Origin of the sequence: Maribacter sp. UBA3344, assembly GCF_002362375.1 — a bacterium.
In the GTDB taxonomy this organism is placed as follows: Bacteria; Bacteroidota; Bacteroidia; order Flavobacteriales; family Flavobacteriaceae; genus Maribacter; species Maribacter dokdonensis.
Window position 1 is genome coordinate 160,620 of the sequence record NZ_DERI01000017.1, and the last position, 22,503, is coordinate 183,122.

At 36.2% G+C, this 22,503-nt stretch carries 19 protein-coding genes; 14 read left to right on the forward strand and 5 right to left on the reverse strand.

From position 1 onward, the window contains the following. Positions 1–12: 12 nt before the first annotated feature. From mreC to rodA, 4 genes are read left to right on the forward strand one after another with little or no spacing between them, the layout of a single operon-like run. Entirely contained in the window at positions 13–837 is an 825-nt protein-coding gene (gene mreC / locus B2Z27_RS11895; protein ID WP_058105059.1) for a rod shape-determining protein MreC, read from the forward strand. After that, the gene (mreD, locus tag B2Z27_RS11900) at positions 827–1,336 is read left to right on the forward strand and encodes a rod shape-determining protein MreD (protein ID WP_286813812.1); all 510 of its coding nucleotides are present in this window, start codon (positions 827–829) and stop codon (positions 1,334–1,336) included. Before mreC ends, mreD begins: the two co-directional genes overlap by 11 nt. Then, positions 1,333–3,201, forward strand: coding sequence for a penicillin-binding protein 2 (mrdA, locus tag B2Z27_RS11905; RefSeq protein WP_286813813.1), 1,869 nt, complete (start codon positions 1,333–1,335; stop codon positions 3,199–3,201). The genes mreD and mrdA overlap by 4 nt, the downstream gene beginning before the upstream one ends. Beyond that, positions 3,191–4,474 carry a rod shape-determining protein RodA gene (rodA, locus tag B2Z27_RS11910; RefSeq protein ID WP_286813814.1) on the forward strand — a complete coding sequence of 428 codons (1,284 nt, stop codon included), beginning with the start codon at positions 3,191–3,193 and terminating at the stop codon, positions 4,472–4,474. Before mrdA ends, rodA begins: the two co-directional genes overlap by 11 nt. Here rodA and B2Z27_RS11915 read toward each other — a convergent pair. Continuing rightward, complete coding sequence (locus B2Z27_RS11915; RefSeq protein WP_286813815.1) at positions 4,471–5,283, reverse strand: DNA/RNA non-specific endonuclease; 813 nt, start codon at positions 5,281–5,283, stop codon at positions 4,471–4,473. The genes rodA and B2Z27_RS11915 overlap by 4 nt on opposite strands. A 92-nt stretch (positions 5,284–5,375) precedes the next feature. On the opposite strand from B2Z27_RS11915, the gene msrB reads away from it, so the two are divergent. The 3 genes from msrB to B2Z27_RS11930 all read left to right on the forward strand — a co-directional run bounded on the left by msrB (position 5,376) and on the right by B2Z27_RS11930 (position 6,909). Further along, positions 5,376–5,834: a peptide-methionine (R)-S-oxide reductase MsrB gene (gene msrB / locus B2Z27_RS11920; protein ID WP_286813906.1), complete on the forward strand. Its 459-nt coding sequence runs from the start codon at positions 5,376–5,378 to the stop codon at positions 5,832–5,834. After that, positions 5,827–6,369: a peptide-methionine (S)-S-oxide reductase MsrA gene (gene msrA, locus B2Z27_RS11925; RefSeq protein ID WP_286813816.1), complete on the forward strand. Its 543-nt coding sequence runs from the start codon at positions 5,827–5,829 to the stop codon at positions 6,367–6,369. Before msrB ends, msrA begins: the two co-directional genes overlap by 8 nt. Before the next feature lie 132 nt (positions 6,370–6,501). Further along, positions 6,502–6,909 carry a DoxX family protein gene (locus B2Z27_RS11930; protein ID WP_083365572.1) on the forward strand — a complete coding sequence of 136 codons (408 nt, stop codon included), beginning with the start codon at positions 6,502–6,504 and terminating at the stop codon, positions 6,907–6,909. Positions 6,910–6,965: 56 nt separating this feature from the next. Here B2Z27_RS11930 and B2Z27_RS11935 read toward each other — a convergent pair whose 3' ends face one another. Then, positions 6,966–9,104, reverse strand: a complete 2,139-nt coding sequence (locus B2Z27_RS11935) for a carboxy terminal-processing peptidase (RefSeq protein WP_286813817.1) — start codon at positions 9,102–9,104, stop codon at positions 6,966–6,968. A gap of 190 nt (positions 9,105–9,294) precedes the next feature. On the opposite strand from B2Z27_RS11935, the gene surE reads away from it, so the two are divergent. The 5 genes from surE (at position 9,295) to B2Z27_RS11960 (ending at position 14,155) form a co-directional block, all read left to right on the forward strand. After that, positions 9,295–10,068 (forward strand): 5'/3'-nucleotidase SurE, encoded by a 774-nt coding sequence (gene surE, locus B2Z27_RS11940; RefSeq protein ID WP_058105051.1) that lies wholly within the window; start codon positions 9,295–9,297, stop codon positions 10,066–10,068. A gap of 30 nt (positions 10,069–10,098) precedes the next feature. Continuing rightward, on the forward strand, positions 10,099–10,383 hold the full coding sequence (locus tag B2Z27_RS11945) for a hypothetical protein (RefSeq protein ID WP_058105050.1): 285 nt from the start codon (positions 10,099–10,101) through the stop codon (positions 10,381–10,383). Position 10,384: 1 nt separating this feature from the next. After that, positions 10,385–11,506 carry a lipid-A-disaccharide synthase gene (gene lpxB, locus B2Z27_RS11950; RefSeq protein WP_286813818.1) on the forward strand — a complete coding sequence of 374 codons (1,122 nt, stop codon included), beginning with the start codon at positions 10,385–10,387 and terminating at the stop codon, positions 11,504–11,506. Positions 11,507–11,574: 68 nt separating this feature from the next. Then, positions 11,575–12,141, forward strand: coding sequence for a C40 family peptidase (locus B2Z27_RS11955; RefSeq protein WP_215997149.1), 567 nt, complete (start codon positions 11,575–11,577; stop codon positions 12,139–12,141). A 1-nt stretch (position 12,142) separates the two neighbouring features. After that, a complete protein-coding gene (locus tag B2Z27_RS11960; protein ID WP_286813819.1) occupies positions 12,143–14,155 on the forward strand; it encodes a ComEC/Rec2 family competence protein in 2,013 nt (670 codons plus the stop codon). Positions 14,156–14,161: 6 nt separating this feature from the next. Here the strand turns inward: B2Z27_RS11960 and B2Z27_RS11965 are convergent, their stop codons facing one another. Continuing rightward, on the reverse strand, positions 14,162–15,694 hold the full coding sequence (locus B2Z27_RS11965; RefSeq protein ID WP_286813820.1) for a peptide MFS transporter: 1,533 nt from the start codon (positions 15,692–15,694) through the stop codon (positions 14,162–14,164). Positions 15,695–15,710: 16 nt separating this feature from the next. Next, the gene (locus B2Z27_RS11970; protein WP_286813821.1) at positions 15,711–17,876 is read right to left on the reverse strand and encodes a S9 family peptidase; all 2,166 of its coding nucleotides are present in this window, start codon (positions 17,874–17,876) and stop codon (positions 15,711–15,713) included. A gap of 210 nt (positions 17,877–18,086) precedes the next feature. Between B2Z27_RS11970 and B2Z27_RS11975 the strand changes: the two genes are divergently transcribed. After that, positions 18,087–19,403 (forward strand): hydroxymethylglutaryl-CoA reductase, degradative, encoded by a 1,317-nt coding sequence (locus B2Z27_RS11975; RefSeq protein WP_286813822.1) that lies wholly within the window; start codon positions 18,087–18,089, stop codon positions 19,401–19,403. 11 nt (positions 19,404–19,414) lie between these two features. Continuing rightward, positions 19,415–20,326, forward strand: coding sequence for a GYDIA family GHMP kinase (locus tag B2Z27_RS11980; RefSeq protein ID WP_286813823.1), 912 nt, complete (start codon positions 19,415–19,417; stop codon positions 20,324–20,326). A 52-nt stretch (positions 20,327–20,378) separates the two neighbouring features. On the opposite strand, the gene B2Z27_RS11985 is transcribed toward B2Z27_RS11980, so the two are convergent. After that, positions 20,379–22,496, reverse strand: coding sequence for a peptidylprolyl isomerase (locus tag B2Z27_RS11985; protein ID WP_286813824.1), 2,118 nt, complete (start codon positions 22,494–22,496; stop codon positions 20,379–20,381). Positions 22,497–22,503 lie beyond the last annotated feature (7 nt).

Here is a 22,503-nt window from a genome sequence, read left to right on the forward strand (position 1 = left end):
ATTTAGAGGTGAATGCAGCAGATCATAAATTTTTTAATTAGGAATAAGATTTTCTTACTATACCTTTTTTTGCTCTTTATTTCATTCATTTTCACATTTCAATCGCATTCGTACCATCAATCTAAATTTTTAAATTCCTCCAACTATATTACTGGAAGTATATATACATTCTCAGATAATATAACTTCTTATTTTGGATTAAGGGAAGAAAACAACAGGCTGGTAGAGGAAAACAAACGACTTAGGGATAGGCTATTCAACAACGTATTACTATCGCCTTCAAGAATAGATTCTACTTCTGTTAATTATGAAATAATTAGGGGCAGGGCAATTAATAACAGCTATGCCGATCAACGTAATTATATAACTATCAATAAAGGTGAAAACGATAGTATTGCACAAGATATGGGTGTTATAACTGATAAAGGTATTCTTGGCATCGTGGAAAACACGTCAAATAATTTTTCTACCGTGCAGAGTATTTTAAGTGACAAATCTACCATAAACGCTAAAATCAAAAACTCTAACCACTTTGGATCTTTAGTTTGGGAAAACACGACCGACTATAATGTTGTTCAACTAATTGACATTCCAAGATTGGTGCCGTTAACCATTGGCGATACCATTGTAACGGGAGCCATGAGTAGCATTTTCCCGGAGAATATACCCATAGGAACCATTAAAAGTTTTGATTTGGACAATTCTAAAAGTTTCTACTTTATTAATGTAGAACTGTTCAATGACATGACCAATATTGGGACTATATATATCATTAAAAATTTAAATCGCAAAGAAGTTTTAGAACTAGAAGCAGAAACAGAGGCCAATGATCAATAGTACGACATTTTTAATTGTACTCCGATTTATTTTATTGGTACTGGTACAAGTACTAGTATTCAATAAATTGAATTTTTTTGGGTATATAAACCCACTGGTTTACATTCTCTTTCTTTACTGGTATCCTATCAAACAAAATAGAACTACCTTTATACTTCTATGTTTTTTCTTAGGTCTTTGCATAGATATTTTCTCTGACACACTTGCCATTAACGCAGCGGCCACAGTAACCATAGCCTATTTAAGACCAACCATAATGCGTTTTGTCTTTGGTGTCAATTATGAATTTCAAAGTTTTAAGTTAAACAATAGCACTAAGGCACAACAATTTACGTTTTTAGCGTTATTGATTATAATACATCACTTGGTATACTTCACTTTAGAAATTTTCAGCTTTGCAAATAGCTTGTTAATTTTACAAAAAACAGTCGTAGTGGGTATTTCCACGTTGATATTAGGCATTTTGTTCAGTACGTTATTCAGCACTAAAAAAGAATGAGAAAAATTCTTTTATCATCTATTATCATTGTAATCGCAATTACCTTTTTGGGAAGGCTATCCTATTTGCAAATTTTCAGTTTTTCTGCAGAACAGGTTTTAGAAGACCCGGCAATTAAAGCTATTTATGATTATCCAGAACGTGGCTACATATACGATCGTAATGGTCATCTATTGGTAGGTAATGACCCTGCTTATGACGTCATGGTCATACCAAGGGAAGTAAAGGCTCTGGACACTTTAGAGTTCTGTGGGCTTTTAGGCATAGAAAAAGAAAAATTCGTTGAAAAATTAAGAAAAGCAAGAGTATACTCCCCTAGACTTCCTTCTGTACTTGTACCTCAACTATCAAAACAAGATTATGCTAAGCTCCAAGAGAAAATGCGTAAATACAAAGGTTTCTATATTCAAAAAAGATCTTTACGTTATTACGACACACCCAGTGCAGCCAATGTTCTTGGGTATATAAGCGAGGTAAACGAAGGAGATCTTGCCGTCAACAAGTATTATGTACAAGGTGAATTAAAAGGCAGAACTGGAGTAGAACGTTATTACGAAGACCTTTTAAGAGGAAGAAAGGGTGTGCAATACATACAAAAAGACAGATTTAATAGAGATATTGGTCCATATAAAAATGGGGAATTAGATACTTTACCTGAGCAAGGAAAACAAATTAGTATTACCATAGATAAAACCTTACAAGAGTATGGTGAAACCCTAATGAACGGAAAAAGAGGTGGTATTGTAGCTATAGAACCTTCTACAGGAGAAATTCTCTCCATGATTTCCGGGCCAACATACGACCCTGCATTATTGGTTGGTAGAGAACGTTCAAAAAACTATACTAAACTTTATAACGATACCATAGCGAACCCTACCTGGGACCGATCCATTCATGCACAGCAACCCCCTGGATCACCATTTAAAACGCTGAACGCACTCATCGCCCTTCAAGAAGGGGTTTTGGATGAGTCTACGACCATTCAGTGTTATCACGGTTTTTATGTGGGCAAGAAAAAAAGAGGCTGTCACTGTGGTGGAGGTTTAAGAAAACTAAATAACGGAATATCTCAATCATGCAACGCTTATTTTGCTGGTGCCTTCAGAAAAATATTCGAAAAATTCGAAACTACGGATGAAGCCATGGATGTGTGGGAAAAACACATGCGAAGCTTTGGTCTAGGCGATTATTTAGGTTACGATTTGCCATTTGGTCAAAGAGGTCGTATTCCTAGTAAAGAATATTATGACAAGTGGTATGGGGATAATAGATGGAGTTCGTCTTATATTATCTCAAATTCTATTGGGCAAGGTGAAATATTGGCAACTCCTGTACAATTAGCGAACATGACAGCGGCCATTGCCAACAGAGGGCACTATTTTACACCGCACATTTTAAAGAAAATTGAAGGCAAGGATATTACAGAACCAAAATTTACCGAAGCAAAGCACACAACGATCGACCCAAAATATTTTGAACCGGTAGTTCAAGGTATGGCAGATGTTTATGTAAGCGGTACTGCAAGATGGTTACAGATACCAGGAATAGAAGTAGCAGGAAAAACTGGTACGGCGGAGAATTTTACCAAAATAGATGGTGTACGTACCCAATTGACGGACCATTCCGTTTTTGTGGCATTTGCACCTGTAGACGACCCTAAAATTGCCATCGCCGTTTATATTGAAAATGGATACTTTGGCTCTAGATATGCTGGCCACATTGCCACGCTTATGATAGAGAAATACCTAAAAGGAGAAATTTCCAGAAAGGATTTGGAAAAAAGAATGTTGGAAAAAACATTGGAAGCCGAATACGCGAAACCCTACAGTGGGGAGGAGTTCAAAATAAACGAGCGTGTCTGGTAGAAGTATACTCAAAAGAATAGACTGGCTAAGTGTTTTCATCTATTTTGCACTGGTGCTCATTGGCTGGATCAATATATATTCCAGTACCTTTACAGATGACAGTAGTTCCATATTCGACATTGGTACCAGATATGGAAAGCAACTATTTTTCATAGGGGTAAGCCTAGTGACCATTGTTATTATCTTAGCATTGGAGGTCAATTTTTACGAAAGATTTTCTAGCCTCTTCTACCTTATTTCAATGGTTTCCCTACTTGGCTTGTTCGTATTTGGTAAAACCATTGCCGGAGCAACTTCCTGGTATGACCTTGGTTTTTTTAATTTGCAACCTTCTGAGCTAGCTAAAGTGGCTACTGCTTTAGCATTAGCAAAATACTTAAGTGATATACAAACAGATATCAAAAGAAGAAAAGATCAATTTTATGCGTTACTAATTATTATAGTACCCGCATTATTGATTATACCACAACCGGACCCTGGTAGCGCATTGGTATTCTTTGCCTTAATATTTGTCATCTTTAGAGAAGGCTTACCACTCTATTATTTAGTAGTGCTAGTAAGTTTAATTCTCGTATTTGTTATTACCCTAATGTATGGTACGGTTTGGCTTGTAATTGGTATGGTTTTATTTACCATAATTTTATTTGCACTAAAAAGGAAAACTTTAAAAATTCCCGTTATACCACTTAGCCTAACGTATGCTGCAGTTATACTTTTCTCCCTTTCGGTAAACTTTGTATTCAACAATGTTTTTGAACAACGCCATAGAGACCGTTTTGGGCTATGGTTAAGATTGGAGAAAGATCCAAAAAAATTGGAGCAAATTAGAAAGTCTATCGGATACAATACCTACCAATCTGAAAAAGCAATTGAGTCTGGAGGATTTTTTGGTAAAGGCTTTTTAGAAGGTACAAGAACAAAAGGTGACTTTGTACCTGAACAGGATACAGATTATATCTTTAGCACCGTTGGGGAAGAATGGGGCTTCTTGGGTACGGCTACCGTAATAATTCTGTTCTCGGTGTTGTTCCTAAGATTGATTTCATTGGCGGAACGTCAAAAAAATGATTTTGCCCGTATGTACGGTTACGGTGTCATATCTATCCTTTTAATTCATTATTTCATCAACATTGGAATGGTGATAGGTATTTTACCTACTATAGGTATACCCTTGCCTTTCTTTAGTTATGGGGGATCTGGTCTTTTATTCTTTACAATTTTACTTTTTATATTCTTAAGACTAGATACCAATAGATTAAAAGAAGGTTTTTAAAATTTCCAGCCCACCGTACTTTTACTCCCCTCAAAAGCACTTTGTTGTTTTTTTGATATTTGGTTAAAAAAATCAATACCCGTAGCTTTTTCAACTTCATCCACAGATACCACAAAATTTCTGAGCGATGTGAATTGGGGTTTATTGGGGATTAAAAAAGAAAGCGTGTATATCTTATCATCTTTTTTTCTGGCAATAATTTTATAGAAATAATCAGGAACATCAACACCTTCTTCCCCTATTTCTTCTAAACCTTTTTCCAATACGCCACCAGTAAATACATACAAAGTGCCATATTGTTTTGCCCACCGTCTTGTCTGTTGCTCTAAATCGTTCCAAATACCAGCATTGAACTCCCTATTTTGCGGACTTATATTACTGGTATAAAAGGTTTCATTGTAAGCTTGTAGGGAAAACCTACGATCACCAGCCGGTACCAAATGCCCGCGATCATAGCCAGACCCTTTATAATTACGCCAATCGGCAGATTTTGATGATACAAACGGGTCTTCAATAAAATATGGCCGCTTTCTATCATCATACGTCAAATGACTTTTATCCAACACATAGGCTACCCACTCTGCTTGCTCATATGGTTCATTATAAGACAGGGTAAAAAATGAATGATTTACAATTTCTCCTGTGGTGGACTCGGGTAACAACTCTTCTGGAAAATCATTGGGACCATTATCTGTATCGGTTTTTGAATACGTAGCCGGGGTATAAAAATTATCAAACAACCAAAAACCAACTACGCAAACAAGAATTAGAACGCTATAAATAGTTCTATTTTTATTACGGTATGCCATGCGCCAAAATTACCGTAATTTTGTAAGAATCAAAGCAATTTACCGACGAATAAAGCCAGTATAATAAGTCTAAAACGAAAGGAAATATTATGATGTTAACTTGGAAAGATGTTATTCATTTTTCAGTAAATGGTAATCCTGAACCAGACCAAAGGGTTGAAAAAACCGAACTGGAATGGAAAGATGTACTTACGCCCCAACAATTTAAAATTACTCGTAAAAAAGGAACCGAAGCCCCGCATTCAGGTGCCTTATGTTCTGCGCATGAAGCCGGCAAATATGAATGTGTTTGTTGTTCCACACCTTTATTCGATTCAACTATTAAGTTTGAATCCGGTACAGGATGGCCAAGCTTTACGCAACCTATTAAAGAAAACGCCATAAAATATCACAAAGACACCTCTTTTGGAATGATACGGGTAGAGGTTATGTGCAATACTTGCGATGCCCATTTGGGACATGTTTTTCCTGACGGGCCAGAACCAAGCGGATTACGGTACTGCATTAATTCTGAATCTATGCAATTAGAAAAGGAGGAAACTAATGGATAATACTAATTCTGAAGTTGCTACGGTTGGCGGTGGATGTTTTTGGTGTACAGAAGCTGTTTTTCAAGAAGTAAGAGGTGTTCATAAAGTAGTTTCAGGATATACCGGTGGCAAAGCCCCTGGAAGACCTACGTATAGAGAAATCTGTTCCGGTCTTACCGGACATGCAGAGGTTGTACAGATTACTTTTGATCCAGCTGTAATAACATATGAAGATATACTGATTATCTTCATGACCACGCATGACCCTACGACCTTGAATAGACAAGGGGCAGATACCGGAACGCAATACAGATCGGTAATTTACTATCACAATGCCAGTCAACAGCAAAAAGCAAATATGGTCTTAAGTGAAATGCAGAAGGTGTATGAAAAGCCCATTGTTACCGAGTTAAGTTCGCTTGGCATATTCTATGATGCAGAAGATTATCATCAAGATTATTATAAAAATAATTCTGAACAAGGATACTGCCAAGTGGTCATTAACCCTAAATTGGCAAAATTAAGGCAGCTACATGCAGATAAGCTGCTGAAATAATACACTGTTTTCTGCCTAACGATCATAAATTTCTATTTATCTATAGAAATTTTCCGCTCACCTATGAATGTCAATTTTACTTCATAGGTGAGTTTATTTTTGAGACATAGTAATCCTAAAATCCTACTTATTATGAAATCTCAAAAAACATTCTACTATATTGCCCTAGGTTTTTTTGCTATAGCGGTAATTGGCTCTATAATTAACTCCGTCATAAATTTTGATACTGTTTCAGAAACCTTCACTAAACTAGGCTATCCTATATATCTTATTTACATTTTAGGTGTTTGTCAGTTTATTGGTTTAACCATGATTTTGTTGAACAAATCTCACTGGACCTTAGAGTGGGTATACGCAGGTTTTTTCATGAACTACACCTTAGGTGCCTTAGCCCATTTAGCCGTTAAAGATGGTAACGGTGCATCTGCAGTAGTATGTATAGTGCTACTTTTTGTAACCTATATTCAAAGCAGAAAAATTCGAAATAGCAATAATGAATTAGCTGAATTTGGAAAACCACAATTCGCAAAATATATCTAACTCAAAAAAAAGCCGCTACATAAATATGTAGCGGCTTTAATAGCTTATTTAACTCTTTAATTCTTAACACTTGCCAATTTGCCTTGCTTAATGTTATTCATTTTTAAATCTTCCAAAACATTTACCGCTTCTTCAACGTAAACGTCTTTGGCTAGATTTTTATGCCATCTATTACGTTTTTCACGTAAAATTGAATCTTTTGTAAATAATTGTTCCTCATATCCTAAAGATTGAAAGGTAAGTTGTGAATCGTAATCCGTTAGCTTTTTAAAATAATCAGACTGTTCTTTATCCTTGTCTTTTTCTTCTTTATAGGTATCATAATTCAAAGAAATTTCCGTCTCGTCTTGTTCAGCCTTTAACCATTTGGCATTTTCTTCGATCAATTTAATTTGAGGACTGTTGGCCATACGTTTTTTACTATCGGCAATGGTTTTTTCGTAATCTATATAACCATCCCAAGCTTTATAATCCGCAGGAGTAATCTTATCCCACCCTAATGGATTGGATTGATCTCTTTCGCCTAAATCAATATAACTATATCTATCTGGAACAATGATATCACTTTTTACACCCTCTAATTGTGTAGAACCGCCGTTAATTCTGTAGAACTTTTGGGTCGTAATCTTTATAGCTCCCAAATCTCCATGTTCATTACTACGCAACATATTGTTCAGCGGTATTACATTTTGTACCGTGCCTTTACCAAATGTTTGCTTACTACCAATTACGATTGCTCTTTTGTAATCTTGCATTGCCGCAGCTAAAATTTCAGAGGCCGATGCAGACAATTCATTTACAAGAATAACCAAAGGACCATCCCATTGTATTCTTTCGTCTTTATCATCATATACATCTTTACCCTTATCTTTAGAACGAACCTGAACAATTGGTCCATCTTTTATAAATAGACCTGCCATTTCAACAACGGTCTTTAAAGATCCACCACCATTATCACGTAAATCCAAAATAAGACCTTCCATGCCTTCTTCCTTTAAACGCTCTACTTCTTTGGCTACATCTGTAGCTGCATTTCTTTCGCTATAATCATTAAAGTCAACATAGAACTTTGGTAAATTTATAATCCCAAATTTCTCTTGTCCCTTAATGATATTAGCAGATTTCGCATATGACTCTTCCAATTCTACAACATCTCTTGTCAATGAAACCACATCTAATGACCCATCTACTTTTCTTACCGTTAAGTCTACAACGGTACCTTGTGCACCTTTAATTAATTTGATGGCATCATCTAAACGCATACCAACAATATTGATAGGTTCTTCACCATTTTGACCTACCTTGATAATTTCGTCACCAACTTCTAATCGTTGATCTCTCCAAACTGGTCCGCCAGAAATGATCTCTACAATCTTTGCACCTTCCGGCTTTTTCTGAAGTCTTGCTCCAATACCCTCAAATTTACCAGACATGCTGGTATCAAACTTTTCTTTTTCTTCTGGAGCGAAGTAGAAGGTATGTGGATCAAACTCATCTACAATGGTATTGATGTATTGTACAAACCAATCTTTGCGCTCTAAATCACCAACAAAATCAAAAAATTCATCCAATGTAGTTTCCGTAGATTTTCTAGATTGTTCTTCAGCTTCTTTTGGTGAATGAGCAGTATGATCATGTTCATCGGTACTTTCGATTTCCTTGTTCTCCATGTGAGAAATTTTAGAATCATAAGTTCCCAAAGTAGCATATTTCAACTGCTTTCTCCAACGTTCTTTAAGCTCTTCCCTATTTGCCGCAAAAGGCTCTTCATCATATTTTATACTGATGCTTTCGTTTTCGGAATAATCAAAAGGAGTTTCCAAAACCTCTTTATAAATACCCTTTGCATCATTCATACGTTGCATTAATCTTTCATAAACTATATTAAAGAAAGTGATGTCGGTATTTTTAATTTCATCATCAATTTGAAACTTATATTTTTCGAACTCGGCAATATCCGAAGCTAAAAAATATCTTTTGGTAGGATCTATGACATCTATGAAGTCTTCAAATACATGAACGGAAAAATCGTCGTTCAATGCTTTTGGCTCATAATGCCCCTTTTCAAGTACGTAAGTGATGAGATCCAACAATAATTTATCCTTATCGTCATTTTCAAAATTCTTATTGGTAAAACTGCATGATGCAACTGCCGCTAACATCAATAACAGTACGTAGGCTAAATTTCTTTTCATAAAATTATCTTTTACTTTCCTTTTCAATATCTCCGAATTTGAGGGTTTACAGTAGTGGTAAAAGCCACTTAAACCTCTAAGGTAAAGAAAAAACCATGCCATTTAATGGGCTTGCGATTAATTTTTTGTTAAACGGCCATCGGAACATATCATATTTAAAAACGTATTTTTACTACAGAAAGTATACGCTATGGAAAAACCATTGATTTTAGTTACCAACGATGATGGTATTACCGCACCCGGATTACGCATGCTGATCTCCATCATGAAAAAAATAGGAGATGTCGTGGTCGTTGCACCGGATAGTCCGCAATCTGGTATGGGGCATGCAATTACCTTGGACACCGCCCTATTTTCAAAAAAAATGAAAATAGACTTGGACAATGATGATATTGAAGAATATAGTTGTAGCGGAACACCTGCGGATTGTGTAAAATTGGCATTGCAAGAGTTACTGCCCAAAAAACCCGACATCTGTGTCAGTGGCATAAACCATGGTGCAAATTCTTCTATCAACGTTATTTATTCCGGTACCATGAGTGCGGCCATTGAAGCTGGTATAGAGGGCATTCCCGCTATTGGCTTCTCTCTTTGTGACTATAATTGGGATGCAGATTTTTCCCATGCACAAGATTTTATTGCTACGATCGTTACCCAAGCTTTAGAAAATGGCATTCCTAAAAGAACGGTTTTGAATGTCAATATACCTAAGCTAGAAAAGAAAAAAATAAAAGGCATTAAAGTATGTAGACAAGCAAAGGCAAATTGGAAAGAAAAATTTGACAAACGAACCAACCCCATGGGTAAAGATTATTATTGGCTAACGGGAGAGTTTGAACTTTTGGACAAAGGTGAAGATACAGATGAATGGGCATTGGCCAATGGTTACATCTCAGTAGTACCCACTCAATTTGATTTAACAGCACACCATGTTATTCAGGAATTGAATACTTGGAATTTTTAATTGATAATATTATTTAGAAGCAACACTTTAATGAACATTAAAAAAGAAATTATAATCGGTTTTATTGTAGGTATCATTGCTAATACCATTGGTACTTTATTATACATTCTTTTATTTTCTGATTTGAGTATTACCGAAACATTTCAGGCTGCCGTTACTCAAGAGCATATTGGCAGTCTTTTAGCATTGGGCGCCATTTTAAACTTAATTGCTTTTTTTGGTTTTTTAAAAATCAAAAGAGATCATAGAGCAAAAGGGGTTTTGATCGCTACCATTTTAACCGCTTTTATAATTCTCTATTATAAAATCTTTTAAAATGAAATACTACATTATTGCAGGTGAAGCTTCGGGCGACCTACATGGTTCCAATCTGATCAAAGCGATCATGGCACAAGATGGTGATGCCCAGATCAGATGCTGGGGCGGAGATTTAATGCAACATGCTGGTGGAACATTGGTAAAACATTACAAAGAGCTTGCTTTCATGGGGTTTCTTGAGGTACTCATGAACCTGAACGCTATTTTCAAAAACATTAAGTTCTGTAAACAAGATATTGCGGCATTTCAACCGGACGCTATAATTTTCATTGATTATTCCGGATTTAATTTACGTATTGCCAAATGGGCAAAAGAGCATAATTTCTTGACCAATTACTACATATCTCCTCAAATTTGGGCATCAAGAGAGGGGCGTATCGAAAAAATTAAAGCCACGGTAGACCACATGTATGTAATACTGCCTTTTGAAAAAGAATTTTATGAAAAGAAACATAATTTTCCTGTCAATTTTGTGGGACATCCTTTATTGGACGCCATTGCCAATAGACCAATATTAAATGAAAGTGAGTTCAGGGCACAAAATAGTCTCGACCTTGAAAAACCAATTATTGCATTACTTCCCGGAAGCAGAAAACAAGAGGTTCAAAAAATGCTCAGTGTAATGCTCTCACTTACTTCTGATTTTTCAGATTATGAATTTGTTATTGCCGGCGCCCCTAGTCTTGATAAAGATTTTTATGCTTCGTTTTTAAAAGATGCCAATGTAAAGTTCATTCAAAATAAAACGTATGATTTACTTACGGTTTCTAAAGCCGCCCTTGTTACCAGCGGTACGGCCACATTGGAAACTGCTTTGTTCAAAGTACCACAAGTAGTCTGCTATAAGGCAAATTGGATCTCTTACCAAATTGCCAAACGCATTATTACTTTAGAGTATATTTCTCTGGTCAATCTTATCATGCAAAAAGAAGTTGTTAAAGAACTTATACAAGATGACCTTACAAAGCAGAATTTAAAAAAAGAGCTCTCCCTTATTTTAAATGGTGAAGCAAGGGAAAAACAACTATCATCTTACAATGAACTTATTAAAAAATTAGGTGGTGCCGGGGCAAGTTCCAATGCCGCTTCTTTGATCATTGAAAATGCTAAAACTGCATAGGTAGATCTATTTTAAAAAATAATTCTATAATTTTGAAGTTACACGTATTACAGTGTATTCTCTAATTTATGCGTAAACTACCCTTTCTAATAATTATTTGTTTTTTAACCAGTTGTGGTGTTAAAAAAAGTTCCAGTTCTGACAAGGAACGAAGAATCTCTGTTGCCGCCGCAAATAATGAGCGAACGGGTAATACTGAAAAACCTTCTTATCATAAAGAACACAAGATAAACCCACCCGCACCGACCAATACAAAAGCAGACGACATTATTAATACCGCTCTTTCATTTGCGGGTACACGATATAAATTTGGTGGCACTACCAAAAAAGGGATGGATTGTTCAGGGTTATTATATGTATCTTTTGGAGAGCATGATGTGCAATTGCCACGCACTTCTTTTCATATGGCGGAAGAAGGTCATAGAATAGCCGTAAAGAATATTGAAAAAGGAGATTTACTATTTTTTAAGACCACCCGTGGATCAAAACGAATTAACCACGTAGGTATGGTGGTGGGTACTGATAATGATGAAATAACCTTTATACACGCATCTACTTCAAGAGGTGTTACCGTTTCTTCTTTAAGAGACGGTTTTTGGAACCAAGCCTTTGTAAAAGCCACAAGAATATTATAAAATGAAGCTCTTAGCGTTTATTCCCATTAGATTAACGCTATTACTTATTCTTGGAATTTTAATTGGGAAATTTTTCTCCTTTGATCTGCTCTACTTAGGTATATTTATTGGTGCTCTTTTTGTACTATTATCCGCCATTTTTTTATTTGAAAAAAACACAAAATCTGTATTTTTCGGAATTGTCTCTGCCTTAATTTTTGTGTTTTTAGGCACGTTTTGTTACACTAATGCCCAACCCGTAAACCACAATGACCATTACACGAAGATCACTTACACCAACAGTGATTTATGGTCCTTGAAAATTAAGGATGTATTAAAGCCCAATCCATTTTCATATCGGTACTATGCAACGGTAAAAGGTATTGGTCAACACCCTACCACTGGAACTATATTAATAAGCATTCCTAAAGGTTCTTCTGGACAACAGTTTCATATTGATGATGAATTTGTGACCCGTACGAAGTTAACCGACATATACCCTACCTTAAACCCGCACCAATTTGATTATAAAAACTATCTCAAAAATATTGGTATTTATCATCAAATGCAGATTGAACAAAATCATTTTACAATTACCTCTAGGTCAAAGACCACTTTAAAAGGCATAGCTTCAAGTGTTCGAAACCATATTATTTCAAAACTTGAAAAAGAAAGTTTTGGTGAAGATGAATTCGGGGTAATTCAAGCGTTGCTATTAGGACAACGATCAGATATTTCCGAAGAGACCTACACCAACTACCAAAAAGCCGGTGCCGTACATATTTTAGCCGTATCTGGACTGCATATAGGTATTTTACTTTTATTAATTCAATTTCTATTGAGTCCGCTAAAACAAATTCCTAAAGGCAGAACTATTATCCTATTGCTATCAGTCCTATTTTTATGGGCATTTGCCTTTATAGCCGGACTCTCAGCCAGCATAATACGCGCCACCACTATGTTTACGTTTGTAGCCTATGCACTGTATTTAAACAGACCTAGCAACACCTTCAACATTTTAGCATTATCCATTCTATTTATCTTATTGTTCATTGATCCCAACCTATTATTTCAAGTAGGGTTTCAAATGAGCTATGCAGCGGTTTTCGCCATCCTCTGGATTTTTCCTATTCTTAGGGATTTGTGGTTTCCAAAAAATAAAGTGGTGCGTTATTTTTGGCAATTACTATGTGTAAGTATAGCCGCTCAACTAGGTGTTCTACCAATTAGTCTGTTCTATTTTCACCAATTTCCCGGTTTGTTCTTTGTTTCCAACTTAATTATCGTACCTGCATTAGGTGTTATTTTAGGCATGGGGATTTTGGTTGTTTTCCTATCTATATTCAACTGGCTTCCCGCTCAATTCGTTTGGTTATACAATAAAATTATTGGGTTTATGAATAACCTTATAGCCTGGGTCGCTCGACAAGAAAGCTTTATATTCGGTGATATTCCTTTTGATGTGGTGCAGCTGATACTCTCCTTCATAGTTTTAGTCATGGGAGTTCAATTATTTACAAGATTTAATTCTAAAAGAATACTATTGTGTCTTGGCAGTGTACTTTGTTTTCAAGGTTATACGATATATCAAGAAATCAACACAAATGAAAAGGTTGAAGCTATGGTATTGCACAAAACCAAGGAGCGCATAATTTTTAATAGAAATGGAAAAGAATTGACCGTTTTAACAGATAACTATAACCAACCAGACTATTTAATTTCAAGATATAGAACTGCTGAACGCATACATAGCGTTAGTTTTGACACCTTAAAAAACGGTTACCATATTAAAAATAATTCGTTGCTGATTATTGATAGTACCGGTGTTTATCCCCTTTCAACATCCGATAAAATTCTTTTAACACAATCACCAAAAATTAATCTGGACCGATTAATAGATAGCATACAACCTAAAGAAATTATTGCAGATGGCAGTAACTACAAAAGTTATGTTGACCGCTGGAAAGTCACATGTATTAAAAATAAAATCCCTTTCCACTACACAGGTGAAAAGGGAGCTTATTATTTCAAGTAAGGAATACTAATGTACCTTACCCATTAACTTTTTAATGATCGGTGATGCTACCAGTACAATTAACCCTGCACCTATAGCATACTTGGCTATTAATAAAAAGCCATCTGTATATACCGTTAAGGTTTCAAAACCATTTACATCACCATCTGAACTTTCTATAGCCAATTGTTTACCGATGAAACCAACAATTTGGAATGCAAAGGCAGATGATAAGAACCATACCCCCATAATAAAAGCTATTAACCTTGCAGGAGCTAGATCGGTCATTTTAGACAACCCAACAGGTGACATAAAAAGTTCACCCACAGATAGCAAGAAATACATTAGCAACAAGTATGTGAACGGTACAAAACCATTTTCATTGGCACTACCGCCACTAATAGCAAGAACGTAAAAACTGATTCCCGCAAAAAGTAATCCCAATCCAAATTTATAAGGTGTCCTAGGGTTCCAATTCTTTTTACTTAACCATGTCCACATCATTGAAATAGGAATAGCCAAAATGATAATAAACATAGAGTTCAACGAATTGGTCTGTGCAGCCGACATAATACCGTCAAGATCAATATTTCTTGCTGCGAACAACGTAATTACACTTCCAGATAGTTCATGGAAACCCCAGAAAATGGTCATAAAAAAGGTAAGTAACACCGCGACAAACAATTCTTTTCTCTCTTTAATATTCGCTTTGAACATTTCGTAAGCCAAGTATGCCAAAACCGCTATACCAATACCTGTAAATATAATATTGACAATATTCTGATCCGCAAACATACCTTCTGTAGCAATTGCCTTATAAGAAGATAATAACAACGCAATCAACGGTGCAGACAACACAGCTAAAACCGGCACAAGAATTCCTTGTTTTACACCAAGTACCTTTTTTTCCAAGACTTGCTCATTTGGAGGTAAACCTCTATCGCCAAATACATTTTTTTGAATTCCGCTCCAAAAAACGATCAACCCGGTCAACATACCTATTCCTGCCAGACCAAAACCATAGTGCCAGCCATATGTTGCGGCCAGCCATCCACATAATAATGGAGCTACCCAGCCCCCAATATTAATACCCATATAAAATATGGTGAATCCAGAATCTTTTTTAGGATCTCCTTTTTCATACAGCGTACCCACAAAAGTAGAAATGTTAGGTTTAAAGAACCCGTTACCTACAATAATGAGCGACAAAGCTAAAAAGAATGCCATATTGTTTTCTATAGCCAATACAAAATGCCCTATGGACATAAGAATACCGCCCAAAAAAATTGAGTTTCGCATTCCTAAAATCTTATCTGATAATTTGCCGCCAATTACCGTAGAGGCGTATACCAATGAACCATAGGAAGAATAAACTGCCGCCGTAGCATAATCTCTTTCTGCCAAGGCTTTGAATATTACGTCTATCATGTAGAGCGTGAGCAGTGCACGCATTCCGTAAAAGCTAAAACGCTCCCATAATTCTGCAAAGAATAAGTAAAATAAACCCTGTGGGTGCCCAAAAACCTGTTTTTGGTCTGAAAATTCGGTACTTTCAGTCATATTGATGTTAGTTTGATTATAGTTTTTCTTTAATAAAATTGGTCATTTTGTTATAGAGGTGAATTCTTGTATTTCCACCATAAATACCGTGGTTTTTATCCGGATAAATTCCCCAATCGAATTGCTTATCCGCCTGTATCAAAGCCTCGATCATACGCATTGAATTCTGCACATGAACATTATCATCACCAGTACCATGAATAAGTAAGTAATCGCCTTCCAACAAGTGAGGATAGTTAAACGGCGAGTTATCATCATATCCACTTGGATTTTCCTGTGGCGTTTGCATATAACGCTCTGTATATATTGTATCATAAAAAGCCCATGAGGTAACAGGTGCTACCGCAATTGCCATTTCAAAAGTGTCGTTACCCTTTAAAATACAGTTTGTGGACATAAAACCACCATAGCTCCAGCCCCATATACCTGTTCTACTTTCGTCAATGTATGGCAACTCGCTTAATTTCTTAGCAGCGGCTATTTGATCTTCTACTTCATATTTACCCAACTCTTTTTGAGTAACCTTCTTGAAATCCCTTCCTTTAAAACCCGTACCACGGCCATCTACACAGGCAACAATATAACCTTCCGCCACCAAACCCTGGTGCCAGTAGTCGTTAGCCCCCATCCAACTGTTAGATACGTTTTGAGATCCAGGACCACTATATTGATACATAAATAATGGATATTTCTTAGTTGAATCAAAATCTTTTGGCTTGATCATATACATGTTCAAATCATTGCCATTAATTGAAATTGTAGAAAATTCTTTAGGACTCACAGCATAACTTTCCAGTCTTTGTAATAATTGACCATTATCTTTTATATCCTTTACCTTTTTACCGTTTATTGCCTTATGCAGTGTGTATACAGGTGGTATTTCAGCACTAGAATACGTATTTATAAAATACGTGAAATCTGTACTAAATGAAGCATTGTTGGTTCCTTGAGTAACAGCTAATGCCTTTTTATCATCTCCGCCGCTACTAATATTATATACCCCACGGTTTATTGATCCGTTCTCGGTAGACTGATAATAAATTTTATCTTCGTTTTGATCGTAACCATAGTATTTGGTAACCTCCCAATCTCCCTTGGTGATCTGACTCATAAGATTACCGTCTTCCCCGTATAGATATATATGATTAAAACCGTCTTTCTCACTGGTCCAAATAAAACTATCATCTTCTAAAAAAGTAAGATTATCGGTGATATCGACATAAGCATCATCTTTCTCTTCCAGTAAAACAGATACTTCATTCTTTTTAGCATTTACGGCATACATTGTTAAATGATCCTGATGCCTGTTCAAGGTTTGAACACTCAACATATCTTTATGGTTCATCCATTTAATTCTTGGTATGTAGTATGCGCTATTTAAATCTACCGCAGCAATATTACCACTAGCCACATCTAAAAGATGTAAGGTAACTTTAGAATTGTTCTCTCCGGCCTTTGGGTATTTAAATACGTGTGGTTGTTGATATAGCCCTGTACCGTAAACATCCATAGAAAATTCGGGCACACTTGTTTCATCAAAACGTAAAAAAGCTATCTTACTTCCATCGGCATTCCATTCGAAAGCTCGTACAAAAGAAAATTCTTCTTCATATACCCAATCTGTTACACCATTTATTATTTGATTCTTAACTCCGTCTTGGGTTATTTGTTTGGTTTCACCACTTTCAATGGTAAAAATATAGAGGTTATTATCCTTCACATAGGCTACTTGGCTACCATCTGGAGAAAACAATGGTTCTTGAATTTTTGATTCACTAACCTTTACTACCTTCTTAGATGCAATTTCATATACATAAAAAACACCCAACCTTGACCTTCTAAAAATGGGTTCTATTTCAGTTGAGAGCAATAATTTTTTTTCATCATCGCTAAAGGTATAAGCTGAAAAGGAAGGTATTTCGGCTAAATCTGCAGAAGATACTACGGTACCTACTTTTTCCAAGGTCTTATAATCATATTTATCTACCGTTATAGATTGGCTGAACCTATTTGTATGAAGTACGGTGTATTGAGTACCGTTATTCATGGAACGTAGCGCTTCAAGACCTTCGGTTCTAAAAGCACCTTGATAAATTTCGGAAACTGATATCTTTTTTTCCTGTGCCCAAATAATTACGCTGAACGAAAGTAAAATCAACGTAAATAAGTGTGTTTTTCGCATAAAAATTTGAATTTTGTTAAATCTCTCAAGTTTACCACTATTTCCTTAAAAAAACACGCTTTACTGAAAAAAAGAAGCTGGTTTTAACGCTTTGCTTAGATAAATTAGATTCAGGTCAATATGCTTATCTTTACCAGCGTAAAATTGGAATCTATTGGAGGTGTCCAATTCTTTACAAAACATGAACAATTAGTAGAAAGTTATACCTAAATGACCGAGCCAATAAGTGGTTTTTCCAAACTTTCCAAAGAAGAGAAAATAGATTGGATCACCACAAATTACACCAAGAATGCAGCACAATCAAGAAAAATTCTGCAAACGTATTGGAATCTAGACCAAAACGTTCAACAGTTGCACGATGAATTTATAGAAAATACCATTACCAACCTCTACGTACCCCAGGGCATAGCTCCCAACTTTTTAATAAACGATACGCTTTATGCCATACCCATGGCCATTGAAGAGAGTTCGGTTATAGCGGCAGCGAGCAAAGCCGCAAAGTTTTGGCTAAAAAAAGGAGGATTTAAAACAACCATATTAGGAACCGAAAAAGTAGGTCAAGTTCACTTTATATACAAGGGCGATACCAATAGGTTAAATTCGTTTTTTACTTATTTAAAGCCCATTTTATTAGCTGAAAGTGCATCTCTAACTTCCAGTATGGAAAAAAGGGGCGGTGGTATTACAGATATTGTTTTAAAAGATAAAACCAAGCAACTAGAAAACTATTACCAACTACATGCCACCTTTGAAACCAAGGACGCCATGGGTGCCAATTTTATTAACAGCTGTTTAGAGCAATTTGCAGCTACTTTAAAAAAAGAGGCCGGTAATTACGATGATTTTTCCAAGCAGGAAAAAGATATTGAAGTAGTAATGAGCATTCTGTCCAATTACGTACCCAATTGTAGCGTACGCGCAGAAGTTAGTTGCCCGGTGGAAGATTTAAAACTTACAGAAGAATTAACACCACAGCATACCGCCGAAAAAATAGTACAGGCGATTAAAATTGCACACGTAGAACCCTATAGAGCGGTTACGCATAACAAAGGCATCATGAACGGTATAGATGCGGTTGTTTTGACCACTGGTAACGACTTTAGGGCCATAGAGGCAGGCGTACATGCTTATGCTTGTAGAAATGGTCAATACAGCAGCCTGACCCATGCATCCATTGAAGATGGAATCTTTACATTTTGGATAGAACTTCCCTTGGCTTTAGGTACTGTTGGCGGACTCACAAATTTACATCCGCTTGTAAAACTAAACCTTGAAATACTACAACGCCCTTCTGCTGAAGAACTCATGCAAATTATAGCGGTAGCGGGTCTAGCACAAAACTTTGCAGCAGTGAGTTCATTGGTTACTACAGGAATTCAAAAAGGACATATGAAAATGCACCTTTTGAACATTCTTAACCAGCTGGGCGCCAATGAAAACGAAAAAGCTAAATTAGTTACATATTTTAAGACCAACCCCGTAACGCACCACGGCGTGGAACTACAACTTAACGAGATAAGAAAATAAGCCTTTACCATATGCCCACATCCTTTTACAGCAACGGTAAACTATTGCTCACTGGAGAATATGCTATTCTTGACGGAGCCAAAGGTCTGGCTTTGCCTACAAAATTTGGACAGTACCTGAGCTTAACCCACTCAGATTCAGAGAATTTTATTTGGAACAGTTTAGATGAAAATGATGCTGTTTGGTTCAGTTCAGAATTTTCCAAGAATAGGCTTGAAACCATTCACACTTCTGACCCGGAAGTAGCTCACAGGCTATCTCAAATTTTAGTAGCGGCTAAAAAACTTAACCCTTTATTTTCACCAACTACAGATGAAGTAAATGATGTAGAAACAAAAGTAACCTTCCCTAGAGATTGGGGCCTTGGCACTTCTTCTACCTTAATATCAAATATAGCATCTTGGGCAGAAATTAACCCCTATGAATTACTGGAGGCCACCTTTGGCGGTAGTGGTTACGATATTGCTTGTGCTACACATAAAACGCCAATTACTTATCAAAGAAATGGCTTTAGTCCAAACATACAGGAAGTCAATTTTAAACCTAATTTTGAAGACCGACTTTTCTTTGTTTACCTGAACGAAAAGAAAAATAGTAGAGATGCCATTACCAGTTATCGCAACTTGAATTTCAATAAAACCCAACTGCTTAGCGCAATCAACAATATCACCGATAAAATTTTAAGCTGCACTTCTTTGAAGGAGTTTGAACACCTACTCAACCAACACGAAAAGATTTTATCTAAAACACTTCAGGTACCAACTATTAAAAGCATTCTTTTTGCAGACTATTCGCATACAATAAAAAGTCTAGGTGCCTGGGGCGGAGATTTTGTCCTTGCTATTGGAACAGAGGAGGATATGGTTTATTTTAAAAATAAAGGCTACCATACCATTCTGCCTTATCAAAAAATGATATTATAAAAAAAGAACATCTAAATTAGATGCTCTTTTTTTATTTTGACAAACTAACTTTTTAGTAAAAAGTAGCTCTTTTATCTTCTATTTCCGCACCTTCTTTAAGAGCGTTATACACTGCTGTATTCACACGAGCAGCAGCTCCTGTTTTTAGTGCATTTGCATATACACTATAATTATCAAGCTTAGGTGCTTCGGTTTTCTTTACAATTTCAATTTTAAAGATTCCGGTGTTACCTTCTATTAAACCAGAAGTTGCACCTTCAGCCATACCATAAGCAGTTCCTACCACTACAGGCTCGCTACCTGCACCAGGAATTGTAGGGGATTTTACCGTAAGAGCAGAAGCATTTGATACACTTACACCATTATCAGATGCAATAGTACTCATGTCTTTACCTTTATTGGCCGCAATAATCTTTGCGGCTTTACGCTCTTTTCTAATTTTAGGCAACACAAGTACGGAAGCATCTTCAGCACTCATAACACCTTCTGCGTAATAACCTGTAAGTTGAACTACTGCATAACCGTTATTAATATTGAATCTCTTAATGTCACCAACCTCAGTATCTCCATTGAAGGCCCATTGTACAATATTTCTTTGATTTGGCAAACCAGGAAGGTTTTCATCCAAAGCTTTAATTTTGTTTACCGGACGTACAACATAGTTACCCTCTTTTGCCAATGTTGAAAAAGCACTTTCATCATCTGTAGTTTCCATTTCAAATTTGGTCGCATTGGTAAACAACGTATTTATTGTTTCTTCTGAAGCTACTATCTCTCTTGAAACAGTTGCAATCTGAACCACATCTTCCTTATCATCAATTTTAATTACATGAAATCCAAAATCTGTTTCGACCATACCGATCGAACCTTCTGAGTTTCCAAATGCAAAGTCATTAAAAGCAGGAACCATTACCCCTCTTTGAAAGTACCCTAAATCTCCACCATTAGGAGCAGATGGACCATCTGAATTATCTCTAGCCAAGGTTGAAAAAACAACACCAGATTTTTTTGCTTCCCTTAATAGTTCTTTTGCCTTTGCCTCAGCTTCTTCTTTTGTTCTCTTTACTTCTGGGTTTGCTCTTGTAGCACCTTCGTAAGCCAAAAGAATATGACTTGCTTTCACCGAACCGTTTGGTTTTCTAGCAATTATTTTAGAAATCTTATAAGAATCCCCATCTTTATACGGTCCGTAAATTTGACCTATGTTCAAACTCATTAAGGTGTCCGCAACACTAGATGGTAAATTTTTCTTAGCCTTAAAAATAGTATCGAACTTAGTGTCTGAATATCTATCTAAAAATGCCGCAACATCTTTTGTATTTCTAAAACCTCTGATAGTATCGTTACGGTCTGTTTGAGAATTATACTCGATCGTATCGTCTAAAAGTTTTGTGATTTCTTCTTTGATAGCAGCTTCATCAGCTTCAGAAGGCTTTTCCTGAAAAAATACATACTGTAAATCTCTTGCAGGGTCCTGCTTGTACTCTTCTTTATGCTTGCTAACGTAATCTGCAATTTCGCTTTTAGTTACTGTAATTGTACTATCCGGGATAGAAGTATAAGGTACTCTTACATACTTAATATCCATTTTCTCGTTAGCCAATTTATAATCTAACTCACCTTCTTTTAAGGTAGCACCAACGCCTGCCTTAACCATGTTAAAGTAAGTTTGCTCTTTTGCCAATTGTACGATCTCAGCTTCTGTTTGCAACCAGGCTTCATATTGCGCAGGGTTGTTCACTTTCCAATCCGCAACGGTCTGCTTAAACATATTTGCATCAAACTGACCATTTTGATCTTGAAATTGAGGATTTTGAGCATAACCTGTTGTTCTTAAAAAGTCAACGATCTGATCTTGCTCTATACCAATACCTAAATCCTCAAACTGCTCACCTAAGATGGTCTTTCTTATTTTATTTTCCCAAACCTGATTTACCACTTGCATATTAGATGCAGTAGGACCAATTCTGTTAGAAGCCACCTCTACCTCTTGTCTAAATTCATCAATAGAAATATCTTCTCCATTAATTTCGGCTACGGACGAACCTACTTTATCTCCTCCAAAATTGCTACTGGTAAATACCCCAGAAATAACAAATGCAAAAAGTGCCAAACCTATGATCAAGATCAACACTGTTGTACGTTTCCTAATATTTTCTAATACTGCCATTCTTATT

Bases quoted from the DNA above. Each gene is read 5' to 3' on its own strand.
- mreC (WP_058105059.1), top strand. From the start codon at position 13: ATGCAGCAGATCATAAATTTTTTAATTAGGAATAAGATTTTCTTACTA.
- mreD (WP_286813812.1), top strand. From the start codon at position 827: ATGATCAATAGTACGACATTTTTAATTGTACTCCGATTTATTTTATTG.
- mrdA (WP_286813813.1), top strand. From the start codon at position 1,333: ATGAGAAAAATTCTTTTATCATCTATTATCATTGTAATCGCAATTACC.
- B2Z27_RS11915 (WP_286813815.1), bottom strand. From the start codon at position 5,283: ATGGCATACCGTAATAAAAATAGAACTATTTATAGCGTTCTAATTCTT.
- msrB (WP_286813906.1), top strand. From the start codon at position 5,376: ATGTTAACTTGGAAAGATGTTATTCATTTTTCAGTAAATGGTAATCCT.
- msrA (WP_286813816.1), top strand. From the start codon at position 5,827: ATGGATAATACTAATTCTGAAGTTGCTACGGTTGGCGGTGGATGTTTT.
- B2Z27_RS11930 (WP_083365572.1), top strand. From the start codon at position 6,502: ATGAAATCTCAAAAAACATTCTACTATATTGCCCTAGGTTTTTTTGCT.
- B2Z27_RS11935 (WP_286813817.1), bottom strand. From the start codon at position 9,104: ATGAAAAGAAATTTAGCCTACGTACTGTTATTGATGTTAGCGGCAGTT.
- surE (WP_058105051.1), top strand. From the start codon at position 9,295: ATGGAAAAACCATTGATTTTAGTTACCAACGATGATGGTATTACCGCA.
- B2Z27_RS11945 (WP_058105050.1), top strand. From the start codon at position 10,099: ATGAACATTAAAAAAGAAATTATAATCGGTTTTATTGTAGGTATCATT.
- lpxB (WP_286813818.1), top strand. From the start codon at position 10,385: ATGAAATACTACATTATTGCAGGTGAAGCTTCGGGCGACCTACATGGT.
- B2Z27_RS11955 (WP_215997149.1), top strand. From the start codon at position 11,575: ATGCGTAAACTACCCTTTCTAATAATTATTTGTTTTTTAACCAGTTGT.
- B2Z27_RS11960 (WP_286813819.1), top strand. From the start codon at position 12,143: ATGAAGCTCTTAGCGTTTATTCCCATTAGATTAACGCTATTACTTATT.
- B2Z27_RS11965 (WP_286813820.1), bottom strand. From the start codon at position 15,694: ATGACTGAAAGTACCGAATTTTCAGACCAAAAACAGGTTTTTGGGCAC.
- B2Z27_RS11970 (WP_286813821.1), bottom strand. From the start codon at position 17,876: ATGCGAAAAACACACTTATTTACGTTGATTTTACTTTCGTTCAGCGTA.
- B2Z27_RS11975 (WP_286813822.1), top strand. From the start codon at position 18,087: ATGACCGAGCCAATAAGTGGTTTTTCCAAACTTTCCAAAGAAGAGAAA.
- B2Z27_RS11980 (WP_286813823.1), top strand. From the start codon at position 19,415: ATGCCCACATCCTTTTACAGCAACGGTAAACTATTGCTCACTGGAGAA.
- B2Z27_RS11985 (WP_286813824.1), bottom strand. From the start codon at position 22,496: ATGGCAGTATTAGAAAATATTAGGAAACGTACAACAGTGTTGATCTTG.